Origin of the sequence: Sorangium sp. So ce176 (assembly GCF_051519835.1) — a bacterium.
In the GTDB taxonomy this organism is placed as follows: domain Bacteria; phylum Myxococcota_A; class Polyangia; order Polyangiales; family Polyangiaceae; genus Sorangium; species Sorangium cellulosum_G.
The window spans coordinates 10529317-10554049 of the sequence record NZ_CP150371.1; the positions used below are offsets into that span (position 1 = coordinate 10529317).

15 protein-coding genes are annotated in these 24733 nt (G+C 70.8%); 13 read left to right on the plus strand and 2 right to left on the minus strand.

Translation table 11 applies throughout. The features are described from left to right. The first annotated feature begins 110 nt into the window (after positions 1 to 110). From WMF42_RS39820 to WMF42_RS39855, 8 genes are all read left to right on the plus strand, one after another. On the plus strand, positions 111 to 830 hold the full coding sequence (locus WMF42_RS39820) for a MerR family transcriptional regulator (protein ID WP_061610948.1): 720 nt from the start codon (positions 111 to 113) through the stop codon (positions 828 to 830). 782 nt (positions 831 to 1612) lie between these two features. Further along, on the plus strand, positions 1613 to 2611 hold the full coding sequence (locus WMF42_RS39825; RefSeq protein WP_437688314.1) for a YihY/virulence factor BrkB family protein: 999 nt from the start codon (positions 1613 to 1615) through the stop codon (positions 2609 to 2611). Positions 2612 to 2664: 53 nt separating this feature from the next. After that, a complete protein-coding gene (locus WMF42_RS39830) occupies positions 2665 to 3012 on the plus strand; it encodes a hypothetical protein (protein WP_437688315.1) in 348 nt (115 codons plus the stop codon). Between the two features lie 124 nt (positions 3013 to 3136). Continuing rightward, positions 3137 to 4087: a diacylglycerol/lipid kinase family protein gene (locus tag WMF42_RS39835; RefSeq protein ID WP_437688316.1), complete on the plus strand. Its 951-nt coding sequence runs from the start codon at positions 3137 to 3139 to the stop codon at positions 4085 to 4087. Between the two features lie 422 nt (positions 4088 to 4509). Next, complete coding sequence (locus WMF42_RS39840) at positions 4510 to 5850, plus strand: 2-dehydropantoate 2-reductase (RefSeq protein WP_437688317.1); 1341 nt, start codon at positions 4510 to 4512, stop codon at positions 5848 to 5850. A 204-nt stretch (positions 5851 to 6054) separates the two neighbouring features. Continuing rightward, positions 6055 to 8022 carry a hypothetical protein gene (locus tag WMF42_RS39845; protein WP_437688318.1) on the plus strand — a complete coding sequence of 656 codons (1968 nt, stop codon included), beginning with the start codon at positions 6055 to 6057 and terminating at the stop codon, positions 8020 to 8022. A gap of 2 nt (positions 8023 to 8024) precedes the next feature. After that, entirely contained in the window at positions 8025 to 9851 is a 1827-nt protein-coding gene (locus WMF42_RS39850; protein ID WP_437688319.1) for an acetyltransferase, read from the plus strand. Positions 9852 to 9880: 29 nt separating this feature from the next. Continuing rightward, positions 9881 to 11368, plus strand: coding sequence for an OmpP1/FadL family transporter (locus WMF42_RS39855; protein WP_437688320.1), 1488 nt, complete (start codon positions 9881 to 9883; stop codon positions 11366 to 11368). Positions 11369 to 11716: 348 nt separating this feature from the next. Here WMF42_RS39855 and WMF42_RS39860 read toward each other — a convergent pair whose 3' ends face one another. Further along, complete coding sequence (locus tag WMF42_RS39860) at positions 11717 to 12727, minus strand: multicopper oxidase domain-containing protein (RefSeq protein WP_437688321.1); 1011 nt, start codon at positions 12725 to 12727, stop codon at positions 11717 to 11719. Between the two features lie 98 nt (positions 12728 to 12825). Here WMF42_RS39860 and WMF42_RS39865 point away from each other — a divergent pair, with 98 nt between their 5' ends. From WMF42_RS39865 to WMF42_RS39880, 4 genes are all read left to right on the plus strand, one after another. Then, on the plus strand, positions 12826 to 13731 hold the full coding sequence (locus WMF42_RS39865; protein ID WP_437688322.1) for a LysR family transcriptional regulator: 906 nt from the start codon (positions 12826 to 12828) through the stop codon (positions 13729 to 13731). Beyond that, positions 13728 to 14528 (plus strand): metallophosphoesterase family protein, encoded by an 801-nt coding sequence (locus WMF42_RS39870; protein WP_437688323.1) that lies wholly within the window; start codon positions 13728 to 13730, stop codon positions 14526 to 14528. The genes WMF42_RS39865 and WMF42_RS39870 overlap by 4 nt, the downstream gene beginning before the upstream one ends. A gap of 86 nt (positions 14529 to 14614) precedes the next feature. Next, on the plus strand, positions 14615 to 15397 hold the full coding sequence (locus WMF42_RS39875; protein ID WP_061605941.1) for an ABC transporter ATP-binding protein: 783 nt from the start codon (positions 14615 to 14617) through the stop codon (positions 15395 to 15397). Then, complete coding sequence (locus WMF42_RS39880; RefSeq protein WP_061605942.1) at positions 15398 to 17515, plus strand: FtsX-like permease family protein; 2118 nt, start codon at positions 15398 to 15400, stop codon at positions 17513 to 17515. It begins immediately after the preceding gene. 151 nt (positions 17516 to 17666) lie between these two features. Here WMF42_RS39880 and WMF42_RS39885 read toward each other — a convergent pair whose 3' ends face one another. Beyond that, complete coding sequence (locus WMF42_RS39885; protein ID WP_437688324.1) at positions 17667 to 22103, minus strand: peroxidase family protein; 4437 nt, start codon at positions 22101 to 22103, stop codon at positions 17667 to 17669. 667 nt (positions 22104 to 22770) lie between these two features. Between WMF42_RS39885 and WMF42_RS39890 the strand changes: the two genes are divergently transcribed. Further along, positions 22771 to 24498: a multicopper oxidase family protein gene (locus tag WMF42_RS39890; RefSeq protein ID WP_437688325.1), complete on the plus strand. Its 1728-nt coding sequence runs from the start codon at positions 22771 to 22773 to the stop codon at positions 24496 to 24498. The last annotated feature ends 235 nt before the right edge of the window (positions 24499 to 24733 follow it).

A 24733-nucleotide genomic window follows, 5' to 3' on the forward strand; every position in this document is an offset into this window, starting at 1 on the left:
CGAGGGCAGCGAAAAAAAAGTGGCGGCCCGGCCTTGATCCTCACGCTACGTGAGGACCTAGCCTCCGGGGCATGGACGTCCTCCCCCGCCCTGGAACCAGGGGAAGCACCATGCGTTCAGCACCGTTGAAAGTCGGCGATCTCGCCAGGCAGACCGGCCTCTCCGTACGCACGCTCCACTATTACGAGGAGATCGGGCTGCTGTCTCCGTCGCATCGCACCGCGTCGGGGCACCGGATGTACTCGGCAGGCGACGTCGCCCGGCTCCAGCACATCAAGTCGTTGCGAGAGCTCGGCTTCAGCCTGGAGCAGATCAGCGGGTGTCTGGACAAGGAGGGCTTCTCTCCTCTCCAGACCATCGAGCTGCACCTGTCGCGGCTGCGCGAGCAGATCGCGCTGGAGCAGAAGCTCTGCGCGCGGCTCGAGGGCCTGGCCCATGTCCTGCGGGCGGGGGAGGACGTCTCTGTGGAGCAGCTCCTTCAGACAATCGAGGTGATGACCATGATCGAGAAGTACTACACCCCAGAGCAGCTCGCGGAGCTCAAGCAGCGCGCGGACGCGCTCGGCCCGGAGAAGATGCGCGAGGCGGAGAACGCGTGGAAGACGATCTACGACGACATGCGGGCGGAGATGCAGAAGGGCTCCGATCCGAAGAGCGAGCCGGTGCAGCAGATCGTGCGGCGCATGCGGGAGCTCATCGACGCGTTCACGGGGAAGAACCCCGGGATCGAGAGATCGCTGAACAGGATGTACCAGGAGGAGCCGTCGATGAGGAACCGCCCCGGGGTGGATCCGGCGTTGCACGAGTTCATCGGCAAGGCGATGAGCTAGCGCGTCCTCATGGAGGCAGCGGATAGCCGGTAGGTGGGAGACCGCCGATGGAGCGAGGGCCGCTGGGCTCAGACATTGGCCCTTCCTTGCGCGCCGCGCGGGGCGGAATACCTCTCTTCGCGCCCACCGTTTTCTCAATGCCCGTATCGCTCAGACATCGGCCCATCCCCCGCGCCGCGCGGCGAATACCCCCCTTGGGGCCTACAGGCTTCCTCGCAAGCTCCTCCCTCGCCCCACCGCAGCACTGGACAATTTCATCCTCACGGCAGGTCATCCAGGCCCAGCAGGCCGCCCTCCGCGAGCTCTCCCCCCCTCGTCCCCCTCGCCGAGGGCGTCGTCGCCATGCCCCTCATCGGCGCCCTCGACCGCTCCCCCGCCCTCGCGCCGCGCAGCGGCCGGCACGCCACGTCCGTTCCGGGCGCGCCCGCCTCGCCTGCCAGACAGCGAGCGCCCGCCTGAGCGTCGTGACGCACGCGGGGGAGCGCCTGCGCCGGACCGCCGGAGGGGGCGCGCCGCGCCGACGCGCCGATGAAAGATAGCTTGCGTCCGCCCGCGCCTTGATGTGGCCTTTGTGCCGCGTGGGGCAATTCGCGCCACGCCCGCGGGAGGAGCCGCTCAGCGCCCGGACGGGCTGCGATGCGAGAGATCGTCACCATGGGGGTCGAGCTGCCGCCGCGCTCGGCCTGGCATCCACGTTGCTCGTTCAGGGGCAGCCGCCCCGGCTTGAGCCGCCCAGGAAGTACATCCCGGCGCCGCGCGCGCCCCTGCAGCGAAGGTCCGCTATGCACCTGCCCGGAAAAGAGATCCCCTGGAAGGATTTTCTGAACGACCTAAAGCAGGAATGGGTCAAGGACAAGGTCGACACCGTCGCTGCTGCGCTGACCTTCTTCGGCGTCCTCGCGATATTCCCTTTCCTGCTCTTCGCTGTCGCCCTCGCCGGCCTGGTCATCGATCCGGTGGAAGCGGCGCGGATGGTCGGCGAGCTCTACCAGGTCGCCCCCCCGGCGGTGGCGAACATCCTCGGTGAGCGGCTCCACGCGCTGACCGAGGGCCAGAGCCCGGCGCTCCTGACGGTCGGCGCCCTCGGCGCTGTCTGGGCCGCCTCGGGCGGCGTCATCGCGCTGATGGATGCGCTCAACTCGGCCTACGGCGTCGAGGACAGCCGGTCGTTCCTCAAGCGCCGCGGGATCGCCCTCCTGGTCACCCTCGGCGGCGCCGTCCTGCTGACGCTCGCCTCGGCGCTCGCGGTCGCCACGCCGGCCATCGCCGAGCACCTCGGCCCGCTGGGGACGCTGATCCTCTGGCTGCGCGTGCCGATCTCGGCGCTCATCGTGATGTCCGTCCTGGCGACGCTCTATTACGTGCTCCCCGACGTCGAGCAGAGGTTCAAGTTCATCACCCCCGGCTCGATCGTGGCGGTCGTGATCTGGGCCATCGCGTCCCTGGGATTCTCGTTCTACGTCGGCCGGTTCGGCAGCTATGAGGTGAGCTACGGCGCGCTGGGCGGCGTCATCATCCTCCTCCTCTGGATGTGGATCTCCTCGATGGCGGTGCTCCTCGGGGCCGAGATCAACGCCATCATCGAGCACCGCTCGCCCGACGGGAAGCGAACCGGCGCCAAGGACGCCAACGATACCGGCGCAGATGTGCCGAAGACCGAGAAGGAGCACGTCGAGGGCGCCGCGCTCCCGGCCGGCGCCGCGCGCCCCGCGGGCGGCGACGTCGCGATGCCCCGCCCGATCCGCTCGAACCACCCGGGGCTCCATGGCGGGAGGGCGTAGCCGACGCTGCCTGTCCCTGGAGCTCGGTTGAACCTGACCGCGAGGACGCCTCCATGCCCAACAACAGACTCACCCTGTCCACATCGCTGCTCCTGCTGTGCGGCTCGCTCGCCGCGGGCTGCCAGGGCTCCCAGAGCGGCGCGCCCATGGCGCCCCCGCCGATCGACACAGGGAAGGGCGCGGAGGCGGTCGACGTGCAGGGCCAGGAGGACGCAGGAGGCGCCGGCGATCCGACCGGGGCCGGCGGCGCGGCGGGCGGCGCGCAGGGCTGCGTCGACGGGCCGCTCATGAAGTACGTCGGGCAGAGCCACGACGCGTGCGCGCGGATCCGCTTCGTGTGCGAGCCGGGGTGGAGCTACTTCAGCGACGACTGCGGCTGCGGTTGCACGAAGCAGCCGTGACCGAGGCCGGCGGCGCGGAACGGCGCGGAACCGCGCGCCAGGCGGCGTTGACGGCGGCGGCGCTGGCCGCGCCACAAAAACACCTCGCCCTGGGCGGCCTGCGGCATCTAGCATCGGAGCCCGCATGCGCCCCCTCCTCATCGTGAATCCCCGGTCCAGCGGCGGAAAGACGGGCAAGCTCTTCGACGGGATGCAGAAGCCCATCCGGCGCGTCCTCGGCGAGATCGACGTCGTGCACACCGAGCGTCCGCGGCACGCCGTGGACCTCGCGCGCGAGGCGGCGCTCGGCGGGCGCGAGACGGTCGTCGCGGTGGGCGGCGACGGCAGCGTCAACGAGGTGGTGAACGGCCTGATGCAGGCGCGGGACAGGGGGGCGACCGGCACCCGGCTCGGGATCATCGGCGCGGGCACCGGCGGCGATCTCTGCAGGACGCTGAAGCTGAGCCACCGGCTCGACAGGTACTGCACGGCGATCGCGAGCGGCAGCGCGCGTCCGATGGACGTGGGCCGCTTCTCGTACGCGACGCACGACGGGCGGCAGGCCGAGGCGTTCTTCGTCAACGTGCTCTCCGCGGGGATGAGCGGCCTCGTGGATCAGATCGTCAGCGAGACGACGAGGGCGCTCGGCAACTCGCTGGCGTACACGATGGCCTCGCTCCGGGGCCTCGTCCGCAGCCGCGTCGGCCGGGTGCGCTGCGTGGCGACGCTGCGCGGCGAGCGGCGCGAGGAGGAGCTCGCGACGCGCACGGTGGCGATCTGCAACGGGCGCTTCTTCGGCGCCGGCATGCAGGTCGCGCCGATGGCGCGGGCCGACGACGGCGTGTTCGACGTCATCGACCTGGGCGGCGCGCCGCACGTCCGCTTCGCGGCCGTGTCGACCGGCATGTACACGGGCGCGCACATCCGCCACCCGGACGTCCGCCACTTCCAGTGCGATCGCATCGAGCTCACGCTCCTGAACCGCGACGTCGAGGACGCGTTCCTGCTCGACGTGGACGGCGAGCCGCTCGGGCGCCTGCCGATCACGGTGACGATGGAGCCGAAGGCGATCGAGGTGCTGGCGCCGGCGGACTGAGGGCGCGGCGCGGCGCTGAAACACCGGGAAGAATTTGAACCACAGAGGCACAGAGGGCACAGAGGGCAGAAGAGAGAGATAGATAAGCCATCTTTCTTTTCTCTCCTCTGTGCCTCTGTGGTTCAAATTCTCATAAAACCAGCAGGTGATGATCCCGAGCTGAATAGTCCATTGTTCGTGGGCACAGGCTCGTCCTACGCGTGACGATGCCGGCAGTGCAGGCGTCGACCCGCCGACAGCGGCACTCCTCCGGCGACATCTCCTCCGGCGAGCCGCGAGCCCGCCGCGCGCTGCTGACGCGCGAGCGCACGCCGCGCTGCGCCGCGCTGACGCGGCGCGGTGACCTCCGACGCCCCTGCCCCGTGCTGGCGCTCCCCTCGAGCCCGTCGAGCCCGCGCCGCAGCGGTGGTAGGGGATCTCGCATGAGCTTCATCGATTCTTCAGCGGGCGAGTCTGCGCCGAGCTCCTCCGCGGCGCGCGGCGCCTCGGCCCCGCGGCTGCTGGTCGTCGGGTGCGGCGGGATCGGCGGCATCATCGCCGCGCACCTGTTCGAGCAGGGGCACGACGTCACCGCGTTCACGACGAACCCGATCATCGCCGACGCCATCAACGCCGTCGGCTTCCGGGTGCGCGGCGAGGCGAGCCCGGGCACGGTGCGCGGCCGCGCGGTGCGCGAGCTCGGCCCGGACACCCGGCCGTTCGACTACGTCCTGCTCGCCACGCAGCCGCCGCAGGTCGAGGAGGCGGCGCGCAGCGTTGTCGCCCACCTCGCCCCGACGGGCGCGATGATCTGCCTCCAGAACGGCCTCTGCGAGGAGCGCATCGCGCGCATCGCCGGCCCGGAGCGCACCTTCGGCGGGATCATCGCGTGGGGCGCCTCCATGGTGGAGCCCGGCGTGTACGACCGCACCTCGAGCGGCGGCTTCGTCCTCGGCCGGCTCGACGGCGCGAGCGACCCGCGCCTCCACGAGCTCGCGCGCATCCTCGAGGCGATCGGCCCGACGACCGTCACGGACAACCTCGCCGGCGCGCGCTGGTCGAAGCTCGCCATCAACTGCGCCATCTCGTCGCTCGGCACCGTCGGCGGCGACCGCCTCGGCGCGCTCCTCCGGCACCGCTTCGTCCGCCGGCTCGCGCTGGAGGTCATGACCGAGACCGTCCAGGTCTCGCGCGCGGCCGGCGTGCGCCTCGAGAAGGTGGCGGGGACGCTCGACCTCGACTGGATCGCGCTCACGGACGCCGAGCGATCCGCCGTGGGCTCGCCCGGGCTCTTCGCGAAGCACGCGCTGATCCTCGCTGTCGGCGCGCGCTACCGCCGCCTGCGCTCGTCGATGCTCGCCGCCATCGAGCGCGGCCGCCCACCCGCGGTCGACTTCCTGAACGGCGAGGTCGTCACGCGCGGCGCGGCGCTCGACATCGCCACGCCCATCAACGCCGCGGTCCGCGAGGAGGTGCTCGCGATCGCGGCGGGCCAGCGCAAGCCGAGCCTCTCGCTGCTGCGCGCGCTGTTCGACCGGACGCGCGAGCTCGTGGGCGCGCCGCCGCCCGCGGGCGCGCCGTCGACCCGGCCGCCGCCCGCGGGCGCGCCGTCGACCCGGCCGCCGCCCGCGGGCCCGCCGCACGAGACGTCCGCAGCGCCAGCCGACACCCAGGCGGCCGCCCCGCACGCGCCTACCGCGGCCGTCGTCGACGCGCAGGCGGCTGCCCCGCACGAGGCGTCCGCGACAGCAACGAACGCCCAGAGCGGTCGCGAGGACGTCTAGCGCGCTTCGCGCACCGGACGGAAAAACGCCAGGACCCCTGGCCTCACCGACAAATGTCCTGGCCTTCTTGGACGACGGCGCGGGATCGAGCGCTCCGCGGCGTCGCGGCGCGCACTCTTTGTCGCGCCCGCGCGTCGAAGTTCGGTAGCATCGGGCGTCTCTCCCCGTGGATCTCGAGAAGGTCCCTCGATGAGGAGCCCTCGCATGACGCACTCCCCGCTCGCACTCTCCTCCCGGCGCGGCGCCTCGCTCCGCGGCCGTGTTCCCCTCCTGCTCCTCGCCGCGCTCGCCACGCTCGCCGCGTGCGGCGACGACGGCGGCGGGGGCGGCAGCGGGGCCGCCGGCGGCGGGGGCGACGGCGGCGAGGACGGCGCCGGCGGCAGCCCCGTCATCGAGGAGCCGAACCGGTTCCGCATGCGCATCGACGACGCGGACGTGCCGTCGGTCACGCTCGAGCTCGACAGGCAGAAGGCGATGCAGGTCTTCGGCGAGGACGGCACCAAGCAGATCACCGTCCTCAACGTCGACACGACCGGCCTGCTCCGGAACGCGCTCGAGCGGATCCAGGACGCGTGCGGGACCTCCTGGCGAGAAGACGACGTGAACCCTGGCCACGACTGCACGCTCACCCCGCTCGGCCAGAGCTTCAAGGCACCATGGCAGACATCGCCGGAGTTCGCGCTCGTCCGGCTGCTCAGCATGACACCTGCCAATGCCAACGTGACGGGGACGTCGCTCGCGGAGCTGAAGGCGCTCTTCAATGATAACCCCGGCACCTTCGCATTCGACTTCGCGGACATCCTCGCCGATAGCATCAACCTCGATCTGGCGGTCCAGCCGGACCCCACGGTCACGCGCGAGAACCGGACGGCGCCGCTCGTGCCGATCGACAAGCTCATCAGCGCGCTCCAGCAGCAGCTGCTCGGCTCTCACCCGGCCATCCCGAACCCCGACGGCGTGAGGTTGCCTGTCACGCTGTACGAAGCGTTGCACGATCTCGAGCCCCTCGATGAGAAGCTCGGCCCGGCCGGGGATCATCCGGGCGTGCTCGTCCCTGACAATGACACCTTCACGACGAAGAGCGACGTCCTCCTCCCCGACTTTTCGATGCGCGTCGTCGCCGAGTCCGGCCTGCGCAGGGTCTCCGGGATCGACCTGTCGAAGGGGGGCGGCGACATGTTCCTGCGCGAGGGCGACGCGCCGCTGCGGTTCGATTTCTCCGATCCCGAGAAGCTCCAGGTCAGCGGCATTGCACAGGCACCGACAGTGGACATGCGGATCTCGCTGCGCGAGCTCCCCACCGCCGTGCCCTCTTGCAGCGGCAGCAACACGCCGGACTGCAAGACCAACTCTCCCGATCACCCGGTCGGCGCCGACACGATCTGGACGGTTCCCCCGTACCTCCTCGAGTCCATCATCGGCACCGCAGGTTACCTCACGTACGGCGACCGCCGGTTCTCGGGGTGTTACTTCAAGTCGGGCTCGACGTGCCGGCTCGGTGTGAACATCGGCCAGGACGGCGATCCGCCCGGCTGGTCCGTCTTCCTCGGCAACATCTCCTTCCCGCCCGACCCGCCGCCCCGCATACCGGATCCGCAGTTCTTCTGGGAGCTGCTCACCGATGTGGCGCAGGTCGCCATCCACGACCCGACCGGCGAGGGCATGCCCGACATCGTGGAGGGCAAGGCCCAGCCGGTCTTCGCGCTCCCGGGCGTCGGCATCGGCCTCACCGCAGAGGAGATCGTCACCGAGCTCCGCCAGACGCTGCAGGGCCAGGCCAAGCAGATCGCCGAGATCATCCTGGGCCGCTACTGGGTCAACAACGACGCGCTCGACTTCTTCTACAGCCGCAGCGAGCCGGGCGGCGCTCCCTACCTGGTTTTCGTCGCCGAGGGCGATCTCCGGGCCCCGGATCAAGGCGCGGACGCCCCGCGCCCTTACACCTACGACAAGCCCGGGTTCTTCACGAGCCCCGATCTCGACGAGGCGAGCAAGGTATCGACGAAGGACCTCGACGGCGTCGCCGACACGACGCACGAGAAATACAGGCTGCCGCCCGGCGAGACCACGCTGTACATGCAGGACGACGAGGCCGCCGTCTACGAGGTCCGCTTCCACGTGCCCGACATCCGCGATCCGGTGGAGATCACCGCCGACGTGAAGAGGCTCTGATCATGGACGCGCGAGACAGCACCCGCCCCGCCGCCCCCGCCGGCCGCCGGTTCTCCCGGCTCGGCCTCCTGACCGCCGCCGCGCTCTCCTCTGCGCTGCCCGCCTGCGTCGACGCCGTCACGGTGGAGCAGCCGCCGCCCCCGGCGGCGCTCGGCGTGCGCGAGAGCCGCACCCTCACGCTCGAGTTCCTGCGGTTCGACGCGCGGGGCTTCGCCAAGACCCTCACGCTCGAGGAGCTCAGGGCGCTCCCGCGGCCCACGCTCGAGGGGATCTGGCTGCTCGATCTCGACATCTCGACGCTCATCGAGAACGCGCTGCTCAAGGTCATGTACATGCCCCCCGCGGAGATCGCCGCGCTCCCTCCGGCGGCGCAGAACCTCGTCGGCCTCCTGAACATGACGCCGGAGAACGCCGACCTCCGCGGCACGAGCCTCGAGGGCCTGCTCGGCGTCGGCAACGCCGTCGGGATCCCGACGTCGAAGATCCTCTCCGACCTCGTGGGCGCGGCCGGCAACGAGCGGATCATCCCCGTCGAGCTCACCGCGCAGGCCGTCCTGGAGAACCTCGTCAGCACGCACCCGAACACGAAGACGCGGCGAGGGCCGCAGACCGACGAGCACCCGGACGGCGTGTACCCGGTCGCGCCCCACTCCATCCCCGTCACCCTGCACGACGTCGTCACCGACTTCGCCGGCCTCGCCGGGCAGTTCGGCCCGGCGCCGCTCGATCCGGACGACCCGGACGGCGCGAAGCACCCCGGCTTCATCAAGGCGGCCTCGGGGGTGAAGGCGGCCCTCGACGACTTCACGATGACGGTGAAGGTCGACGTCAACGCCCTCCCGTACAAGGGCGTCGACGCGACGGCGGCCGACGTCGCGAGCGTCAACAGCACGCCCGGCCAGATAGACACCCTCTTCGACTTCAGCGAGCCGGACTGGCTCGTGCTGGACAACCTGTCGAGGAACCTCAGCATCGGCGAGCTGACCCTCGCCATCCCCGAGAGCCCGATGTACCTGCCCGGCGGCACGAGCAAGGAGCCCACCCCGCGCGGCGACTCGCCCGTGTGGGAACAGCCGCTCTGGGAGTTCGAGCACATCCTGGCGCGCGCCGGCGAGCTCAGGGCAGCGCAGCTCGAGGACCACTGCTCCACCTACGGGCCCCAGGGCACCTCCACGAGCGACTACCAGCCCGTGAAGGTCTGCGTCGACGGCGCCGCATGGACAGAGATCGGCGTCGATGAGAGCGTCGTCCTCGAGGAGCCGCCGCCGCCGGCGTCGTACTTCTGGGACATCCTGCTCGAGGTGGCCCAGGCGCGGCTGCACGACGGCGGCCTCGCCGAGGGGGAGGCCGACATCGAGGTGACCCTCCGCGACGTCCCTGTCGGCGTGAAGACCGACGATCTCGTCGCGAGCATCAAGGAGAACCTCTCGAACGATCCCGCGGTCCTCAAGGACATGGCGATCGAGCTCAACGACAACTCCGCCGGCGACGCGGACTTCTACCTGTACCAGCCGAGCACCGAGAGCGGCGTCGCCGGCCAGCGGGATTACCTCTACTTCATCGCGCCCGACGACATCCGCAAGGACGCCGAGGGCGCGCGCGTGCGCGAGTACGCGTACGCGCATCCGGGCTTCTTCGCCGACCCCGAGCTCACGAAGAAGGTGTCGACGACCGAGGAGATCGACGGCGACGTGCTCCACGAGAAGGTGGAGGTCGAGCCGGGAGACGCGCTGTACTTCGAGGACGACGAGGGGCGCCGCTACGAGATCACGATCGGCGACAAGCCGAGCGCCCATCGCCTCTCGCTCACCCTCACCCGGCTGAACTAGCCGGATCACCCCCTGTGAGGACCCTTCTCATGTCAGGAGCCCTGCCCGCCCCGCGGCCCCGTGCCCGTGCCCGTCGACGGAGAGGACGTGAGCTCGCCGCGCTCGCGCTCGCGACAGGCCTCGTCTGCTGGACGGCGGGCGACGCGCGCGCCTCGGGCATCGACGCGCCGTGGGTGACGAGCGGCCTCTCGGGCCCCACGACGTCCGACGCCGCCGCCGTGTTCTGGAACCCGGCCGAGCTCGCCGGGGTCGAGCGGCCGGAGCTCCTGCTCGGCGCGGGGCTCATCGTCGGCCGCGCGACCTACACGCGCGAGCGGCGCGGCACCTACCAGACGCCGGACACCCTGCAGTTCAAGCTCCCGCTCGATCCAGCGAACGTCGACGCCACCAGGACCGGCCCTGCCGAGGAGGTCTCGACAACGCCGATCGCGCCGACCGGCAACGCCTTCTTCGCCTTCCCGACGATCCCGAACCGCCTCACGCTGGGCGTTGGCCTGTACGTCCCCTACGCCGCGGCGCTCAGCTTCCCGGACGGCCCGCAGCGCTGGCAGCTCCAGCAGGCGTTCATCGTCTCGACCTCGCTCACGCTGGCCGCCGGGCTCAAGCTGACCGAGCAGCTCTCGCTCGGCGCCGGCCTCTCGTACGTCGGCGGCATCGCCGAGCTCTCCAAGGTGCAGGACTTCGCCAGCATGAAGGAGTTCCGCGACGGCCTCGCGACCCTCAAGCAGGACAACGACTTCGGCCCGACCACGCCGTCCGAGCTGCGCGAGCTCGACGTCCTCGCGCGCCCCATCTCGCTCAAGCAGGCGATATCGCACGGCGCCTCGTTCCACGTCGGGCTCGCCTTCAACCCGAACAAGGATCTCCGCTTCGGCCTCACGTACCAGCACAGCGCCGCGATGCGCTACAAGGGCAAGTTCGCCATCGACATGAACCACCCGTTCTTCACGCAGGACCTGGCCGAGCAGGGCCTGCGGTACAAGCCCCTTGTCGAGGGCGACGCGGAGCTCTCGTTCACGCTCCCGAAGCGCCTCACCGCGGGCGTCGGCTACCGGGTGAACGACAAGCTCAGCGTCGATGGCCTCCTGTCGTACGTGCTCTATTCGGACGTCGACGCGTTCGTCGTCGAGGCCTCCTCACCGGACCTCGCCCAGCCGAAGCTCGGGATCGCCGACCGCGTGGCCGTGACGTTGCCGCGCAAATGGAATGACACCGTGTGGGTGGAGGCCGGCGCCAAGTACAAGCTGAGCGAGGCGCTGCTCGCGACGGCGTCGGTCGGGTATCAATCGCCGGCCTCGCCGGACAGCACGATCGACGTTGCCTCTCCGGACAACCACCGGCTGATCGGCGACGTCGGCGGCGTCTACACGGTGAGCGATCGCGTCTCGCTCTCGGCCGACGTCCGCGTGCAGGGCATCTTGCCGCGCACGGTGACCGCGTCGGATTACGACCTCGGCAACGGGGAGTACACGCTGCTGCTCACGACCGTGGGCGGGCACCTCAAGGTCGGGTTCTGAGCGGGGAGGCTCCTCGCGATCCTCCGGAGAGGCCCCCGTACAAGGGCGGCACGTCACGAACGGCGGCGTGCGACGTCGAGCTGACGTGGGGGCGAGGGCAGGATGGGCGCTTCGTGCCACCGGCCGGCACGCCGCCCGCCGGGAGCGCCATGGCGGTGCGGTACGATCCCGCGAGCCCCCGCGAGGTCGCCCTGCCAGCGCGGTCCGCCGAGCCGTTCGACGGGAGCGGCTCGTGGCCGGAACGGGATGGGGTGCCCGGGAGCGGCCCACCCGCCGGATCGGACACGGCCCTCCAAGCCCAACGACGGGTTGCCCGTCGCCCCGGACACAGATCTGTAACCTGGATTTCTATGTGACCGCCGAACAGGGCGCTGCGCTGAAAGCGCAGCTCACCTCGGTCTCCGCGTCCTTCGCGACGTGCAGCTTCATCCCCATCTCGTTCGGGCTGCCGGCGTACACCATGCGCCAGCGCTCCACCTGCCCGGGCGGCGTCACGATCCGCGGCCTGAGCTTGCCGTTGATCAGCGTGGCCCGGAGCGTCTCGACAGCGAGGAAGTCGGTCACCGACAGGTTGTCCTCGGTGCAGTCCTCTCCCTCTCTCAACGGCACCGTGTTCTCGTGATCGATGGGCACCTGCGTCATGACCATGACCCGCTCTCTGGCCCTGGCGATGCCGGGAAGCTCGTCGAGCGCCCCCTCGATGATGAATGCCCCGGCGGCGCCGTCCATGACCTGGATGGCCGTCGAGCCGTGGATGTGCGGGTGGTACCAGTCGGTCCCCTCGTGGTGGATCCCGTCCTCGTCGAGGTCCCAGCGGTACCGGGCGCTCTCCCCCGGCCCCACCGTGTGCAGCACGTGGTCCCCGAAATACCGTCCGCCGGGGGCGCAGCCGTCGCCCTCGCACGGGTCCGCTGGATCGTCGGTCGCGACGTTGGGCTGCACGTGCAGGCCGTGCCCGTGAAGGTTCGTCAGGTTGAAGTCGTGACACGACCTCGCGCCGTGGCCCATCATGCTCGCGATCTCGCGGAAGTCGCTCCGCGTGAAGTCGTTGTGGAGGTTCACGTGGACCCTGCGATCCTCGCCCTTCGGGACGCGGATCGTGGGGCCGCTCGTCATGCCGTTGTAGGCGCGGAGGCAGAACCGCCGCCCGCCGATCTCGACAGCGCTCGGGCCGAAGCGGAGCTCGAACGCGCCGTCCTCTCCCGGCTGCAGCTCCGGTGGATCCTCGTACATCGCCGTCGTCTCCGGCGTCGCGCCGGCCTCTTCCCCTCCCCCGCACCCCGCGATCACCGCCGCCAACACCGCCAGCGCACCGAGCGATCCTGCGCGCGCGAGCGCAGGCGAAGCGTTTCGTACCATCGGCCTCTCTCCTCCAGGGGCCACGCTATCGAGCGGCGCCCGAGCGCGATGGCCGAAGACGGACACCCCTGGCTAGAATGCGGACAGTGGCAGGGTGTATGGACCTCGAAGAGCTGCGCGCCTTCCTCGCTGTCGTCGAGGCCGGCTCGTACCTGGGCGCCGCGCGCGCGCTCGGCACGTCGCGCACGACGCTCCGACGCCAGGTCGCGGCGCTGGAGGCGCGCGCCGGCGTCCCGCTGCTCGAGAGCGTGCGGCAAGGCGTCCTGCCGACCGAGGCCGGACAGGTGCTCGCCGGCAGGGGGCGCGGCATGATGCAGGAGGCCGCCGCGCTGCTGGCCTCGATCCGCGAGATCGGCGACGCGCCCTCGGGCACGCTGCGGGTCGTCCTGCCCGTGGGCTTGCCGCCGCACGTGCTCACGCCGCTCTTCGCCGCCGTGCGCCGCGCGTATCCGAGGCTCCACTTTCATTGCCGCTTCAGCAACGATCCGCTGGGCGAGGCCCTGACGGACATCGACATCGCCGTCCACTTCGGCGAGGACGCGCCGCGGGGGCACTGGCTATCGCACGTCGTCCTGCGCGCCCGCGAGTGGCTTGTCGCCGGCCGCGCCTACCTGGAGCGGCGCGGCACCCCCACGTCGATCGACGACCTGAAGCACCACGAGCTGCTCGCGTGGCAGGCCCCCGGTGAGGACGCGCGCATCTGGCGGACGCGGCGGGGCGCGCCCTTCACTGTCGAGCCGTCGCTCATCGCGACGGACATCCACTTCATCCGCCACTGTTGCATCTCCGGCCTGGGAATCGGCCTGATCCCCGACGCGCTCCTGCCCGATCCCGGCGTGGGCCCGGACGCGCTCGTCCCCGTCCTCCCCGACATCGTCGGGCAGGAGCGGCCGGTGCGGCTCAGCGTCCCGGAGATGCTCTCGGAGATCCCCAAGATCAAGATGGTCATCGAGCACGTGCGTGCGTTTCTGGCTCCCGTGAGCCGAGGAGAGCAAGATCCATGAAGCTCGCGTGGGCGACCGACATCCACCTGAACTTCCTCACGCCCAGCGAGCGCGCTGCGTTCGCCCGCTCGGTGCGCGACACAAGCGCCTCCGCGTTGCTTGTCACCGGCGACATCGCGGAGGGCCCGAGCGTCGTCCCGCTCCTCCGCGAGCTGCACGAGGCGCTCGGGCTCCAGGTCTTCTTCGTGCTCGGCAACCACGATTACTACCGGAGCAGCGTCGGCCACGTGCGCGCGCAGATGGACGCGCTCTGCAGCGGCACCCCGGGGCTCTCGTGGCTCCACGCCGCCGCCGTCACCGCGCTCGGCGAGGCCACCGCGCTCGTCGGCGTGGATGGATGGGCAGACGGCCAGTACGGCAACTACCGGGCTTCTCCCGTGAGCCTGAACGACTACGTGTTGATCCGCGACCTCGCCCTGCCGGGCAAAGCCGACCGCCTGCGCGTCATGCGCGATCTTGCCGGCGAATCGGCGGAGCGCCTGCGCGGCGCCCTGGAGAGCGCGCTCCCGGTCCATCGTCGGGTCCTCGTCGCCACCCACGTCCCGCCCTTCGAGGAGGCGTGCTGGCACGAGGGGAAGATCTCCGGGCCGGACTGGCTCCCGCACTTCGCGTGCAAGGCCACCGGCGACGTGCTGCTGAGCGCCGCCGACGCCTGGCCGGATCGCCGGATAGAGGTCCTCTGCGGACACACGCACAGCGAGGGCGTCGCCTCGCCGAGGCCGAACCTGCTGGTCAGGACGGGGGCCGCCGAGTACGGCGCGCCTGCGCTCGCGGGCGTGCTCGAGATCGAGGCGTAGGCGCTCGCACGGCGACGGGACCGCGGGACGTTGCTCCCGACCGCCGGAGCTTACGCGGCGCCGGAGGGTGATACTAGAGTAGCCGGATGGTCTCCCCTGCAGGCGGGGTGCGCGTCGCCCCCGCGACCTCCGACGAGCCCGTCCTCCGCGTCCGCAACCTCCACAAGGCGCACGCGCTCGGCGCCACGCCGATCGAGGTGCTCCGCGGCGTCGACCTCGACATCCACGCCGGCGAGATGTGCGCGATCATGGGCCCTTCCGGCGTCGGCAAGAGCACGCTGCTCTCGTGCGTCGCGGGCCTCGAGTCCCCCGACCGGGGCGAGGTGCGCGTGCTCGGCGAGGACATGGCCGCCCTCGACGAGCACGGCCGCACGCTCCTGCGCCGCCGCCGCATCGGCATCGTCTACCAGTTCTTCAACCTCGTCCCGACGCTCACCGGCTACGAGAACATCGTGCTGCCGTACCTCATCGACGGCGCCGCGCCGGACCACGACGCCGCCTCGCGCATGCTCGATCGGGTCGGCATGCGCGCCCGCGCCGAGCACCTGCCCTCGCAGATGTCCGGCGGCGAGATGCAGCTCATCTCCATCGCCCGCGCCCTCGTCCGCCGCCCCGCGCTCGTGCTCGCCGACGAGCCGACAGGCAACGTCAACGTCGCGACCGGCCGCCGCATCATGGCGCTGCTCGCCGACGCCCTCCAGGAAGCGGGCAGCGCGATGCTCCTCGTCACGCACAACGCCGAGGACGCCGCCCGCGCCCACCGCGTCGTCTTCATGCGCGACGGCCTGCTCCTGCACGACGCCGACCTCGCGGGCCCCGCGGTCACGTCGGCCGCCGTCCACGACCGCCTGAAGGAGCTCGGGATCTGAATGCTCCTCCTCCGCGCCCTCTTCCAGCCGCTCGTCCGGATGCTCGCCCTGCGCAACCTGCGCGCCGACCGCTTCGGCGCGATGGCCGCCCTGCTCGGCGTCGCCCTCGGCGCGGCGACGGTCAACGTCGTCCTCATCCTCGACGTCGGCACGCGCGCCGTCGAGGCGAAGAGCTTCGTCACCAACCCCGATCTCCCCGTCTTCACCGAGCAGACCGTCACCCTGCGGGGCCTCCGCCCCGACGGCGAGCCCACCTCCGCGGCCGACGCCCAGGAGGAGACGCACGAGGACTACGAGATCATGCGGTCCGCGATCCGCCTCGGCTCGCTCTCCGCGTTCCTCGTCGGCGCGCTCATCGTCTTCTTCACCTTCAACGTCGCCGTCGAGCGCCGCCGCCGCGAGATCGCGCTCCTGCGCAGCGCCGGCGCGCTCCCCCCGCAGGTCGCGGCGGTCTTCGTCCTCGAGGCGCTCCTGCTCGGCGTCGGCGGCGCGGCGCTCGGCCTGCTCGCGTCGATCCCGCTCGCGTACCTGGCCGCGAAGGCGGGCATCACGACCACCGGCCGCGCGCGCATCCCGCTCCACGCCATCCGCCTGCCGTGGAGCGCGATGCTGCTCGTCTGCGGGACCGGCGCCCTCACCGCGCTGCTCGGCGTGCTCCGCCCGGTGCGCGAGGCGCTCCGCGTCGACATCGCACGCGCCCTGCGCCCGCGCTTCCTCGAGGGCGGGGCCGAGCAGCGGCGCCGCATGCGGGGCGTCACGCTGCTCGCGCTGCCGTTCATGGTGCTCGTCTACGGCCTGCTCCGCCCCTTCTTCCAGGAGTCGGTCCCGCTGTTCGCCTTCTTCGTCCTCGAGGCGGGGCTCGTCTGCGCGGCGTTCCTGGCGGCCATCGTCTTCGTCCCCGACCTCGTCGCGCGCCTCGGCGCTGTCGCCGTGCGCCTCGCGCCGCGCCGCTGGGCGGCCGAGCGCCTCCTGCTCCAGCGCCGCGTGCAGCACAGCGGGCACGAGCTCGCCTGGAGCGTCGGCGGCGTGATGATGGTCTTCGCCCTGCTGCTCGCGCTGCACATCGCCACCGCGGCGCTCAAGCAGGAGGTCTCGGCGTGGGCCGGCCGCGCGCTCGCGCCCTACACGTTCTTCTACCCGGACGAGCCGCTCGGCCACGCCGAGCGCATGCTGCCGGCCCTGCCGCCGCGCCTGGTCGCCGCGCGCTTCTCGGGCCGCACGCCGTGGCCGAACGTCGTCTATGCCGCACCGGCCGACGAGCTCCGCGCGCTCGCCGAGGCCACGGGCCGGCCCGAGTCGATCGCGCTGAGCCGCCGCTTCGGCCCTGGCAAGGCGATCGTCTCCACGATGATGGCCCGCCGCTACGACGTGGGCCCCGGCGATCAGCTCGAGGTGGGCGGGCGCGCCGGCGTGCGCCGCTTCGAGGTCGTCGGCGTGACCGACGATCTCGGCTACGTGCACGCGCCCGGGGCTTACCGCAACCTGCGGACCTATGCGGTCATCGAGGCGGCGGACTTCCCGGTCATCTCGCCGTACGCGACCGCGATCGGCCACACGGTGGCCGTCGCCGATCCGGTGACAGGCGCCGCGGCGGCGCAGGGCGGGCCCGAGACGCCGCCGTGGGGCGAGCTGCTCGCCGGCGTGCCGCAGGCGCGGGATGTCCGGATGCAGACGGGGGTCGAGATCGAGGCGATCCGGAGGAAGGCCACCGGGCGCGATTTCGTGATCTTCGACATGATCCTCGGCTTCACGACGGTGCTCGCGGCGATCGGCGTGGCGAACCAGATGGTGCTGGCGCTGCACGCGCGGCGGCGGGAGCTCGCGCTGCAGCGCGTGCTCGGGATGACGGCGGGGCAGGTCCGGCGGATGGTGCTGATGGAGGGGGCGCTCGTGGGCGCGCTGGGCGGCGTGCTCGCCGTGCTGCTCGGGGTGCCGCTGGGGTCCGCGGCGCTCGGGGCGCTGCGCACGGTGTCGACCTTCGATGTCGAGTTCAGCATCCCGCCGGAGTACGGGGTGCTCACGGCGCTGGGGGCGACGGCGGTGGCGCTCGGGGCGTCGTTCTATCCGGCGCGGACAGCGGGGCGGAGCAACGCGGCGGAGTCGGTCCAGTACGAGTAGGGGTGGGCGGCCTCCCCGTCAGGCTGAGCGGCTTGATGGAACCGTCGCCAGCGCTGGCGGCAAAGGCACGATCCTACCTGTGCTTGGGGGACAGGGATGAGCCCCACCACGACGTCTCCGTTTCGCCGCCCCGGGAGGCGGTCCCCCACGTTCACCAGAGGCGGATCGGCGCGCCGCGCACGCCGCCGGCGAGGATCTCCTCCACCAGCGACGGGTCCGCGTTGGCGAACGCCATGACGACCAGCGAGGCGGGCTGGGCCCTGCTCAGGTTCGCCGTGACCGTCATCCGGGCGTGCGCGGGCGCCGTATGGGCCCACCAGATCTCCGCCGTCCCGAGCCGGCCGCTCCATCGGGCTGCCTTCGTCCAGGTCAGGGGCACGCCCGTGTTCGTGACGCCGGTAACGGTCGTGCCCGCCCCCCTCGGGCCCCCCGCCGCCACGTACGCGACGAGCAGCGTGTTCGCGGCGGGCGTGACGGCCGGGCTTGTCACGGCGCTGGCCCCGAGGGTGCTGCCGACGAACGTCCCGGCGAGGACCGGCCCCGCCGGTCCGCGCGAGACGACCAGATCCACCGGGGTGCCCGGCGCCGCTGTCTCGCCCGCGGGCGGCGTCTGGCGGACGACGCTGCCCGCCGCGACCGTATCGCTGTCCTCGAACGTGACATCGCCCACCAGCAGCCCCCCGCCCGCGATCGCCGCCGTGGCTTCCTCCTGCGTCTGACCGACGACGCCGGGCACCGGTACCAGCCTGGTGCTCTCGGTCTCGACGGTGCCGTCCGCGAACGCCAGCAGCTCGATGTTCCGCACGATGTCCGTGCCGTCGATGCCCGCGCCGTCCTGATGGCGCACCGTCAAGCTGCCGTCCGGGTTCGTGGAGATGACGTATTCGGATTGAGGGCCCGAGAACACCGCCGTGTCCACGTCCTCCGCGCTGGCGTCCGCCAGCTCGATGGTGCGGCGGATATGGAGGTCGCCCGGATTGACCCTGCCCGCGAACACGTCTGCCCGGAACGCGAGCATGCTGTCGACCCGCTTCGTGCCGCCGTTCTCGACGTCCGGCCCTTCGATCTGCACGTTCAGCCACGCGTCACCGTCGAGGATGTCGTCGCCGCCGCGGCCTTCGAGGAGGTCGCTGCCGGCGCCGCCAAGGAGGATGTTGCCGCCCGTGAACGTTGTCGCGCCGCCGAGCACGGTCCGCAGCCCGGCGATCCGCGCGCTCCCCTCCTCGGTCAGCTCGTGCTGGACCATGTCGTCCGCGACGCGGCTGTCGCCGCGCAGGATGTCGTCGTTGCGCCATCCCGACAGGCCCTCGACGCGGTCGAACCTGTCACGGAGCTCGTCGAGGGTCGGCCCCGCGAACACGGGGATCGCCATGTCGGCGTCCACCGGCAGCGGGTCTCCCCGGTACGTGCTCCAGTCGAAGCCGAGCATGCCTTCGCTTCGCTCGGTCCCCATCGAGTCGTTGACCATGATGTCGTCGCCGCCCTCGGCGTCGTAGTCGTCGTCTCCGAGGCCGCCGATGATGACGTCGTGTCCCCCGTTGGGATCGTCCTGGAACTGGTTGCCCGCGTCGCCCTGCAGCAGATCGAGCTGCGGGCCACCCTCGATCCAGTCGTCGCCGCCGTCGCCGAACACGATATCCTCCGCGTCACCGGCGAAGATGAAGTCATCGCCGGGGCCACCGAAGGTCTCCGTGCCGTCGGATCCGGCGACGATGTAGTCCTTCCCGCGCCCGCCCTGGTTCAGGTCGAAGCCCGGTCCCGAGCTGATGGCGTCGTTGCCGTCGCCGCCCTTGAGGACATCGTCCCCGAACGTGTCCGTGATGATGTCGTCGCCCAGGCCGCCGATGCACTGGTCGTTGCCGTCGCCGCCTTCCAGGCGGTCGTCGCCGCCGTCGCCGCGGAGGGTGTCGTCACCTTCGCTGGATCGAATGCTGTCATCCGTGTCGTCCCCGCCGTTCCAGATGACATGAGCCGTCCCGGTATAGCGGAACGTCCCGTCGGGCATCCGGAGGAGATCCGGCATCGCCGACTCGTCGTCCGGCGTCGAGGGGTCGTCCTGGATCGAGCCGCCCGGCCCGGCGATGCGCGGCACGTTGAGCACGAAGTCCGGCCGCGCGAAGACGTCGGCCGGCATGCCCGCCGCCGTCGTGTTGCGCGAGATCAGCTCCGCGAACGAGTTGCCTTCGAGCTGCACGAGGAGGTTCAACCCGTCGAGGCGCTCCAGGTAGTAGAACCGGTCGGAGTTCTGCAGGTTCTCCATCTGCGTCTCGAACACGAAATTGAACGTGGAGCCCAGCAGGCCGCCGAACGGGGCCTGCTTCTCGGCGAGGCCGCCGACCCAGAGGTCGATGTTCTCGACGCCTGTCTCCCCGGCGTCGCCGAACATGAAGCCCGTATCGGTGGCGAGGGCCTCCGCCGCGGCGCGCTTGTCGGCCACCGTGGTCGCCGCGGCGAGCGTCGGGTGCTCGCCGTACGCGGCGATGAAGTTGATCACCGACTCCCGGTGCCTGAGCCCGAGCTCGAAGTCCTTCCAGCTCTCGTAGGGGACCAGGCTCGAGTTGGCGCTGGCCTCGTAGAGCTGGCGGCGCACCTCGTTCAGCGGTGGAATGCCCTCGCTCCGGCCGCGCGCCAGGTTGATCGTGGCCAGATCGAGCGGCAGCCCGAGGAGTCGATTGCGCAGGGCCTCTGTCTTGAACTCGTCGATCTCGTTCGCGATCTGACGCGTCCCGCCCTGGAAGATGATCCCGGCCGCCTCGCGGGCGGTCAGCGCCTGGCCACCGACGTTCGTGAACGCCAGGGGGTTGAGGAACGCATCGAGGAGCGGGATATCGTGGTCCGTCGCCGTCCCGTCGGGGTTGATGACGGTGCGGGACACCGTCTCGGTCAGCATCGAGTGACCGAAGCGATACACCGCGTGCGCGAACTCGGCCACGATGGCCGGGTTGATGTCGCTCTGGAAGTTGATGCCGTCCACGATGAACACGTTGATCAGCGGCTGCACCTTGCGCGCGAACTCCTCGAAGACGAGGTGCTGGTACTCCATCTCGGTGACGAACCGCGCCGCCTGGAAGAGCCGCTCGCCGTAGTCCCAGCCGGACGCCGGGTCCGTGGCGTTCCACGCCGTGATCTCCGCCGGGGTGAGCAGGCTGCCAGGGCCGTTGATCAGCCGATCGATCTCGTCGCGTAGCCGGTTGTGCTCCGAGTGGAACACGGTATGTACGGCGGTCAGCGCGATGTTCTCGTTGCCACGTCCGTCGCCGGTGACGAAGTGCGCGTCGAGGAGCGCGGCGTCGTACCCGGGGCTCGTGGGATCGGCCGCGCGCGCGATGTCATCGAGGAACTGGTGGCCGGTCGTGCTCGAGCCTGCGGTGGAGAGGGGGGCCGACGGATCGCCTTCCACCATCGTCACGCCGTCCGCCATGACGAGCAGCGGGAAGCCGTTCGGGCCGCGCAGGAAGCGGCCGTAGGGGTCGGTCGCCAGGAGCGGCACGTCGAGCGCGTCCGTGTCGACGAGCCCGATCCCGAGCATCTCCGCGGCCTGCTGCTTGACCTCGCCCCAGGTGCCGATGTGGCCGCCGGCGCCGTCGAGCATCCTGCCGGTCGCCACCGGCCTGCCATCGATCATCTCGTACGCGCGCAGGAACACCTGGTGAGACGCATGCGAGGTATAGGTCTGGTTCTGATCGACGAACGGCGTCGTCTTGTTTCGCCCTTCCTGCAGGTCGTCGGCCCCCTCGTCGAGGCCCGGGGTCGCGGCGTCGTCGCCCAGGATGCCGTCTGGACCGGGATCGTTCGTGCCTCGGTTCAGGATCATGAAGTTGGTCGGGCTGCCCGGTACGAACAGCGGGTCGTCCGGCTGTAGCGGCACGAAGACCGTCTCGGACCCCTTCGCCAGGAGGTCGAGGCCGTGGTCGAAGAACTGGCCGAAGAAGGGGAAGAGCGTGTTGAACGGCGCGGACAGGCCGGCGTCGGGCGCCACGTTCGGAATGAACAGCGTGCCGGACGGGTCGGGCTCGGCGTCCGGACCAGCGGCCGCGCGCGCGGCCGGGTTGCCGTCCGTCTGATCGACGATGAGGTTGCTGATGACGCGCGGCCCAGAGTCGACGACCTGCCCTGTCCTCTGGGCGTACGACGTCCCGGCCTCGGCGGCGCGGAAGCTCGGCGTCGTCATGCGCGGGAAGCGCTGATCCGCGGCGCCGAAGCTCGTCTGATCGGGCAGGAGATGGTTGAACGACCCGTCGACCGTCCGCAGGCCGAACGGCAGCCGCGGCTCGTTGACCTGGTTCGGTCCGGGCCCCAGCAGCTCTCCCCCGGCCGCGTGCGCCTGGGCGATCTCGATCTGCCGGAAGATGAACCGCAGGTCGCCGGCGTCGAGGTTAAACCCCGCTCCGACCGGAGCCTGGGCTCTGGCCGTCCGCGCGACCGCGAGGCTGCCGGCGATCGAGATGAGCCCGGCGAGCACGAGCACCGTGAGCCATCGCTTCTCCGCACGTGCGCCGCGAACGGCGGCGCGCCGCCTGCGTGACGCTGGGCGCGTCGAGGCGGCGCGCCCGCGGCCAGACCCTGTGTGGCTGGCGATCTTTGACATCGATGTCTCCTCCATGTAGCCCGCGGCGTGCCGCGCAGGGCGCTCTTCGCGGCACGCCGCGCGTGCACCTCTGCTCGTGGTGTCCTGTGCGAGCCGGGGGGAGGCTGCTGGCAAGCTGGGTGCCGCTCGGGATATTGCGTTGAACTCGCGCTCGTGCGTTCCCACGCATGCTCGCGTGGCACGTGGTGTACAGGAGAGTCCGATGAAGTACGCCGCTCGCGGCGGAGGCGCAGACGAAGGATGCCTTGGACTTCACGGGGAGCGACGCGCACGCGAGCGCGTGTGCACGCGCCACACAGCCCGCGAGGACGAATGAGCCGACGGATCCCCGCGTGGACGGCGCGGCGAGGCCGATGGCAGTCCGGCCGGAGCGGCACAACAGGAAATCGACTTTTCGGCGTTTACTAACCGTTTTCCCGCCGTAGACTCGCGGGCGAGGAGCGAGGCGATCGACCCGCCTCGCTCCGTGCGATCGCTCATCGGTGGGGCGGTCCCTGGACCTGCCTCATCGTGGAGCGCCTGGCGCGCATCTGGACCGTCCGGACCAACAGCCGTGCTGCCGAGAGGCCAGCGCCGCTCGACACCTTCGTGAGATCGGTCCCCGGAGCGCCCTGAACCGGCGGCGGCGACGGGACGTCGTCGTCGTCGTCGCCGCAGGAGGTACGCAGTGCATCTGCTCAAGTACAGACCGAGCAAGCTCGCCGTCATTTCCCGGAACAATCGTCAGGAGATCATCCAGGCCGGCCTCACACGGCGCGACCTCATCAAGATGGGGCTGATCGCGGGCAGCGGCTTTCTGGTCACCAAGGGCGGGCTGAGCGCGCGCGCCGCCCTGAGCGCGCCGGGGAGCCCGCCCACCGAGCCGTTCGTGCAGCCGCTGCTCATCCCGCCCGTGGCGCAGCCGGTCTCCTTGACGCCTGCGCCGGGAGAGCTCCGGGTGGCGGGCGAAGCGCCGCGGGCGACTCACCAGTTCTGGAGCAGGTTCCGGCCCCGGAGGACGTACGAGCTCGAAGCCAGGGAGTTCCAGCACCGCTTCCACCCCGAGCTGCCGGCGAGCACGGTCTGGGGCTGGGGCGGAACGGTGCCGGGAAGGACGATCATGGCCCGCTACGGCGAGCCGATCGTCGTGCGCTTCCGCAACCGGCTACGGACTGTCGCCGCCCACCGAGGGTTCGGCCGGCCCGAGCTCACGACCCACCTGCACAACATGCACACGGCGACCGAGAGCGACGGCTTTCCGACCGACTTTTACCCGACGGGCCTGTTCAAGGATCACCACTACCTCAACGCATTTGCCGGCTTCGACACGCCCGAGTTCGCGCCGCTCGGCGATCCGCGCGAGGCGCTCGGCACGCTCTGGTACCACGATCACCGGGTCGACTTCACGTCGCAGAACGTCTATCGCGGCCTCGCCGGCTTCTATCTCGTCTTCGACGAGCTCGACTCGGGCGACGAGCAGGACAGGAACCCGCGGGCGCTGCGCCTGCCGAGCGGCGAGTTCGACGTGCCGCTCATGATCACGGACCGTGTCTTCGACGAGGACGGCCAGCTCTTCTTCGACCTGTTCAACCTCGACGGCATCCTCGGAGACAAGTTCATCGTCAACGGCAGGATTCAGCCGTTCTTCAAGGTGGCGCGGCGCAAGTACCGCTTTCACATCCTCAACGCTGGTCCATCGCGCTTCTACGAGTTCTTCCTGAGCAACAGGCTCCCCTTCACGATCATCTCGAGCGACGGCAACCTGCTGCCCAGCCCTGTCACGTCGAGGAGCGTGCGCGTCGCGGTGGCCGAGCGCGTGGACGTGATCGTCGACTTCAGCGACACGAACATCGGCGACAGGATCATCCTCGAGAACCGCCTGGAGCAGGACGACGGCCGCGGGCCGACGGGGGACATCTTGCCGGCCGGGCGGGGCAACGCCGTGCTGCGCTTCGACGTCGATCGAGACGCTCCGGACCCGAGCCGCGTGCCCGCGTCGCTGCGGCCGCTGCCCGCGATCAACGTCGCCGAGGCGGCCGCGGTGCGCGTGTGGGAGCTCGATCGCAGGCGCGGCGCGTGGGCCATCAACGACGAGTTCTTCGACGTCAACGTGGTCAGGGCGAGCCCGCGCCGGAACACGGCCGAGATCTGGATCCTGCGCAACGACTCGGGCGGCTGGTCGCACCCGGTGCACATCCACCTCGAGGAGTTCCGGATCCTCAGCATCGACGGCGCGCCGCCGCCCGCGCGGCTCGCCGGGCGCAAGGACGTCATCGAGATCGGCCGCGCCAACGGGAGCGAGGTGCAGCTCTTCATGCGCTTTCGCGACTTCGTCGGGCGCTACCCGATGCACTGCCACAACACGGTTCACGAAGATCACGCCATGATGCTCCGCTGGGACGTCGTCCTCCCCTGACGGAGAGAGAGGGCACCACCATGCTCATGTCGACTCAGCTCTTGCGGTGGGGGCTTTATGCGATCTGCGCGATCGCCCCCGCGACCTACGTCCTGGCGAGCGAGGGGGTCCTGTCGAAGCCGCGGACCACCGCCCGCTTCGCGCCTACCCGCGGGGGATTCGGCGCAAGCTACTTCCCGAACGTGCCGCTGCGCACCCACGAAGGCAGAGAGGTCCGCCTCTACGACGACCTCCT

Excerpts from the sequence above, each read along its gene's own strand:
- WMF42_RS39820 (WP_061610948.1), top strand. The coding sequence starts at position 111 with ATGCGTTCAGCACCGTTGAAAGTCGGCGATCTCGCCAGGCAGACCGGC.
- WMF42_RS39825 (WP_437688314.1), top strand. The coding sequence starts at position 1,613 with ATGCACCTGCCCGGAAAAGAGATCCCCTGGAAGGATTTTCTGAACGAC.
- WMF42_RS39830 (WP_437688315.1), top strand. The coding sequence starts at position 2,665 with ATGCCCAACAACAGACTCACCCTGTCCACATCGCTGCTCCTGCTGTGC.
- WMF42_RS39835 (WP_437688316.1), top strand. The coding sequence starts at position 3,137 with ATGCGCCCCCTCCTCATCGTGAATCCCCGGTCCAGCGGCGGAAAGACG.
- WMF42_RS39840 (WP_437688317.1), top strand. The coding sequence starts at position 4,510 with ATGAGCTTCATCGATTCTTCAGCGGGCGAGTCTGCGCCGAGCTCCTCC.
- WMF42_RS39845 (WP_437688318.1), top strand. The coding sequence starts at position 6,055 with ATGACGCACTCCCCGCTCGCACTCTCCTCCCGGCGCGGCGCCTCGCTC.
- WMF42_RS39850 (WP_437688319.1), top strand. The coding sequence starts at position 8,025 with ATGGACGCGCGAGACAGCACCCGCCCCGCCGCCCCCGCCGGCCGCCGG.
- WMF42_RS39855 (WP_437688320.1), top strand. The coding sequence starts at position 9,881 with ATGTCAGGAGCCCTGCCCGCCCCGCGGCCCCGTGCCCGTGCCCGTCGA.
- WMF42_RS39860 (WP_437688321.1), bottom strand. The coding sequence starts at position 12,727 with ATGGTACGAAACGCTTCGCCTGCGCTCGCGCGCGCAGGATCGCTCGGT.
- WMF42_RS39865 (WP_437688322.1), top strand. The coding sequence starts at position 12,826 with ATGGACCTCGAAGAGCTGCGCGCCTTCCTCGCTGTCGTCGAGGCCGGC.
- WMF42_RS39870 (WP_437688323.1), top strand. The coding sequence starts at position 13,728 with ATGAAGCTCGCGTGGGCGACCGACATCCACCTGAACTTCCTCACGCCC.
- WMF42_RS39875 (WP_061605941.1), top strand. The coding sequence starts at position 14,615 with ATGGTCTCCCCTGCAGGCGGGGTGCGCGTCGCCCCCGCGACCTCCGAC.
- WMF42_RS39880 (WP_061605942.1), top strand. The coding sequence starts at position 15,398 with ATGCTCCTCCTCCGCGCCCTCTTCCAGCCGCTCGTCCGGATGCTCGCC.
- WMF42_RS39885 (WP_437688324.1), bottom strand. The coding sequence starts at position 22,103 with ATGTCAAAGATCGCCAGCCACACAGGGTCTGGCCGCGGGCGCGCCGCC.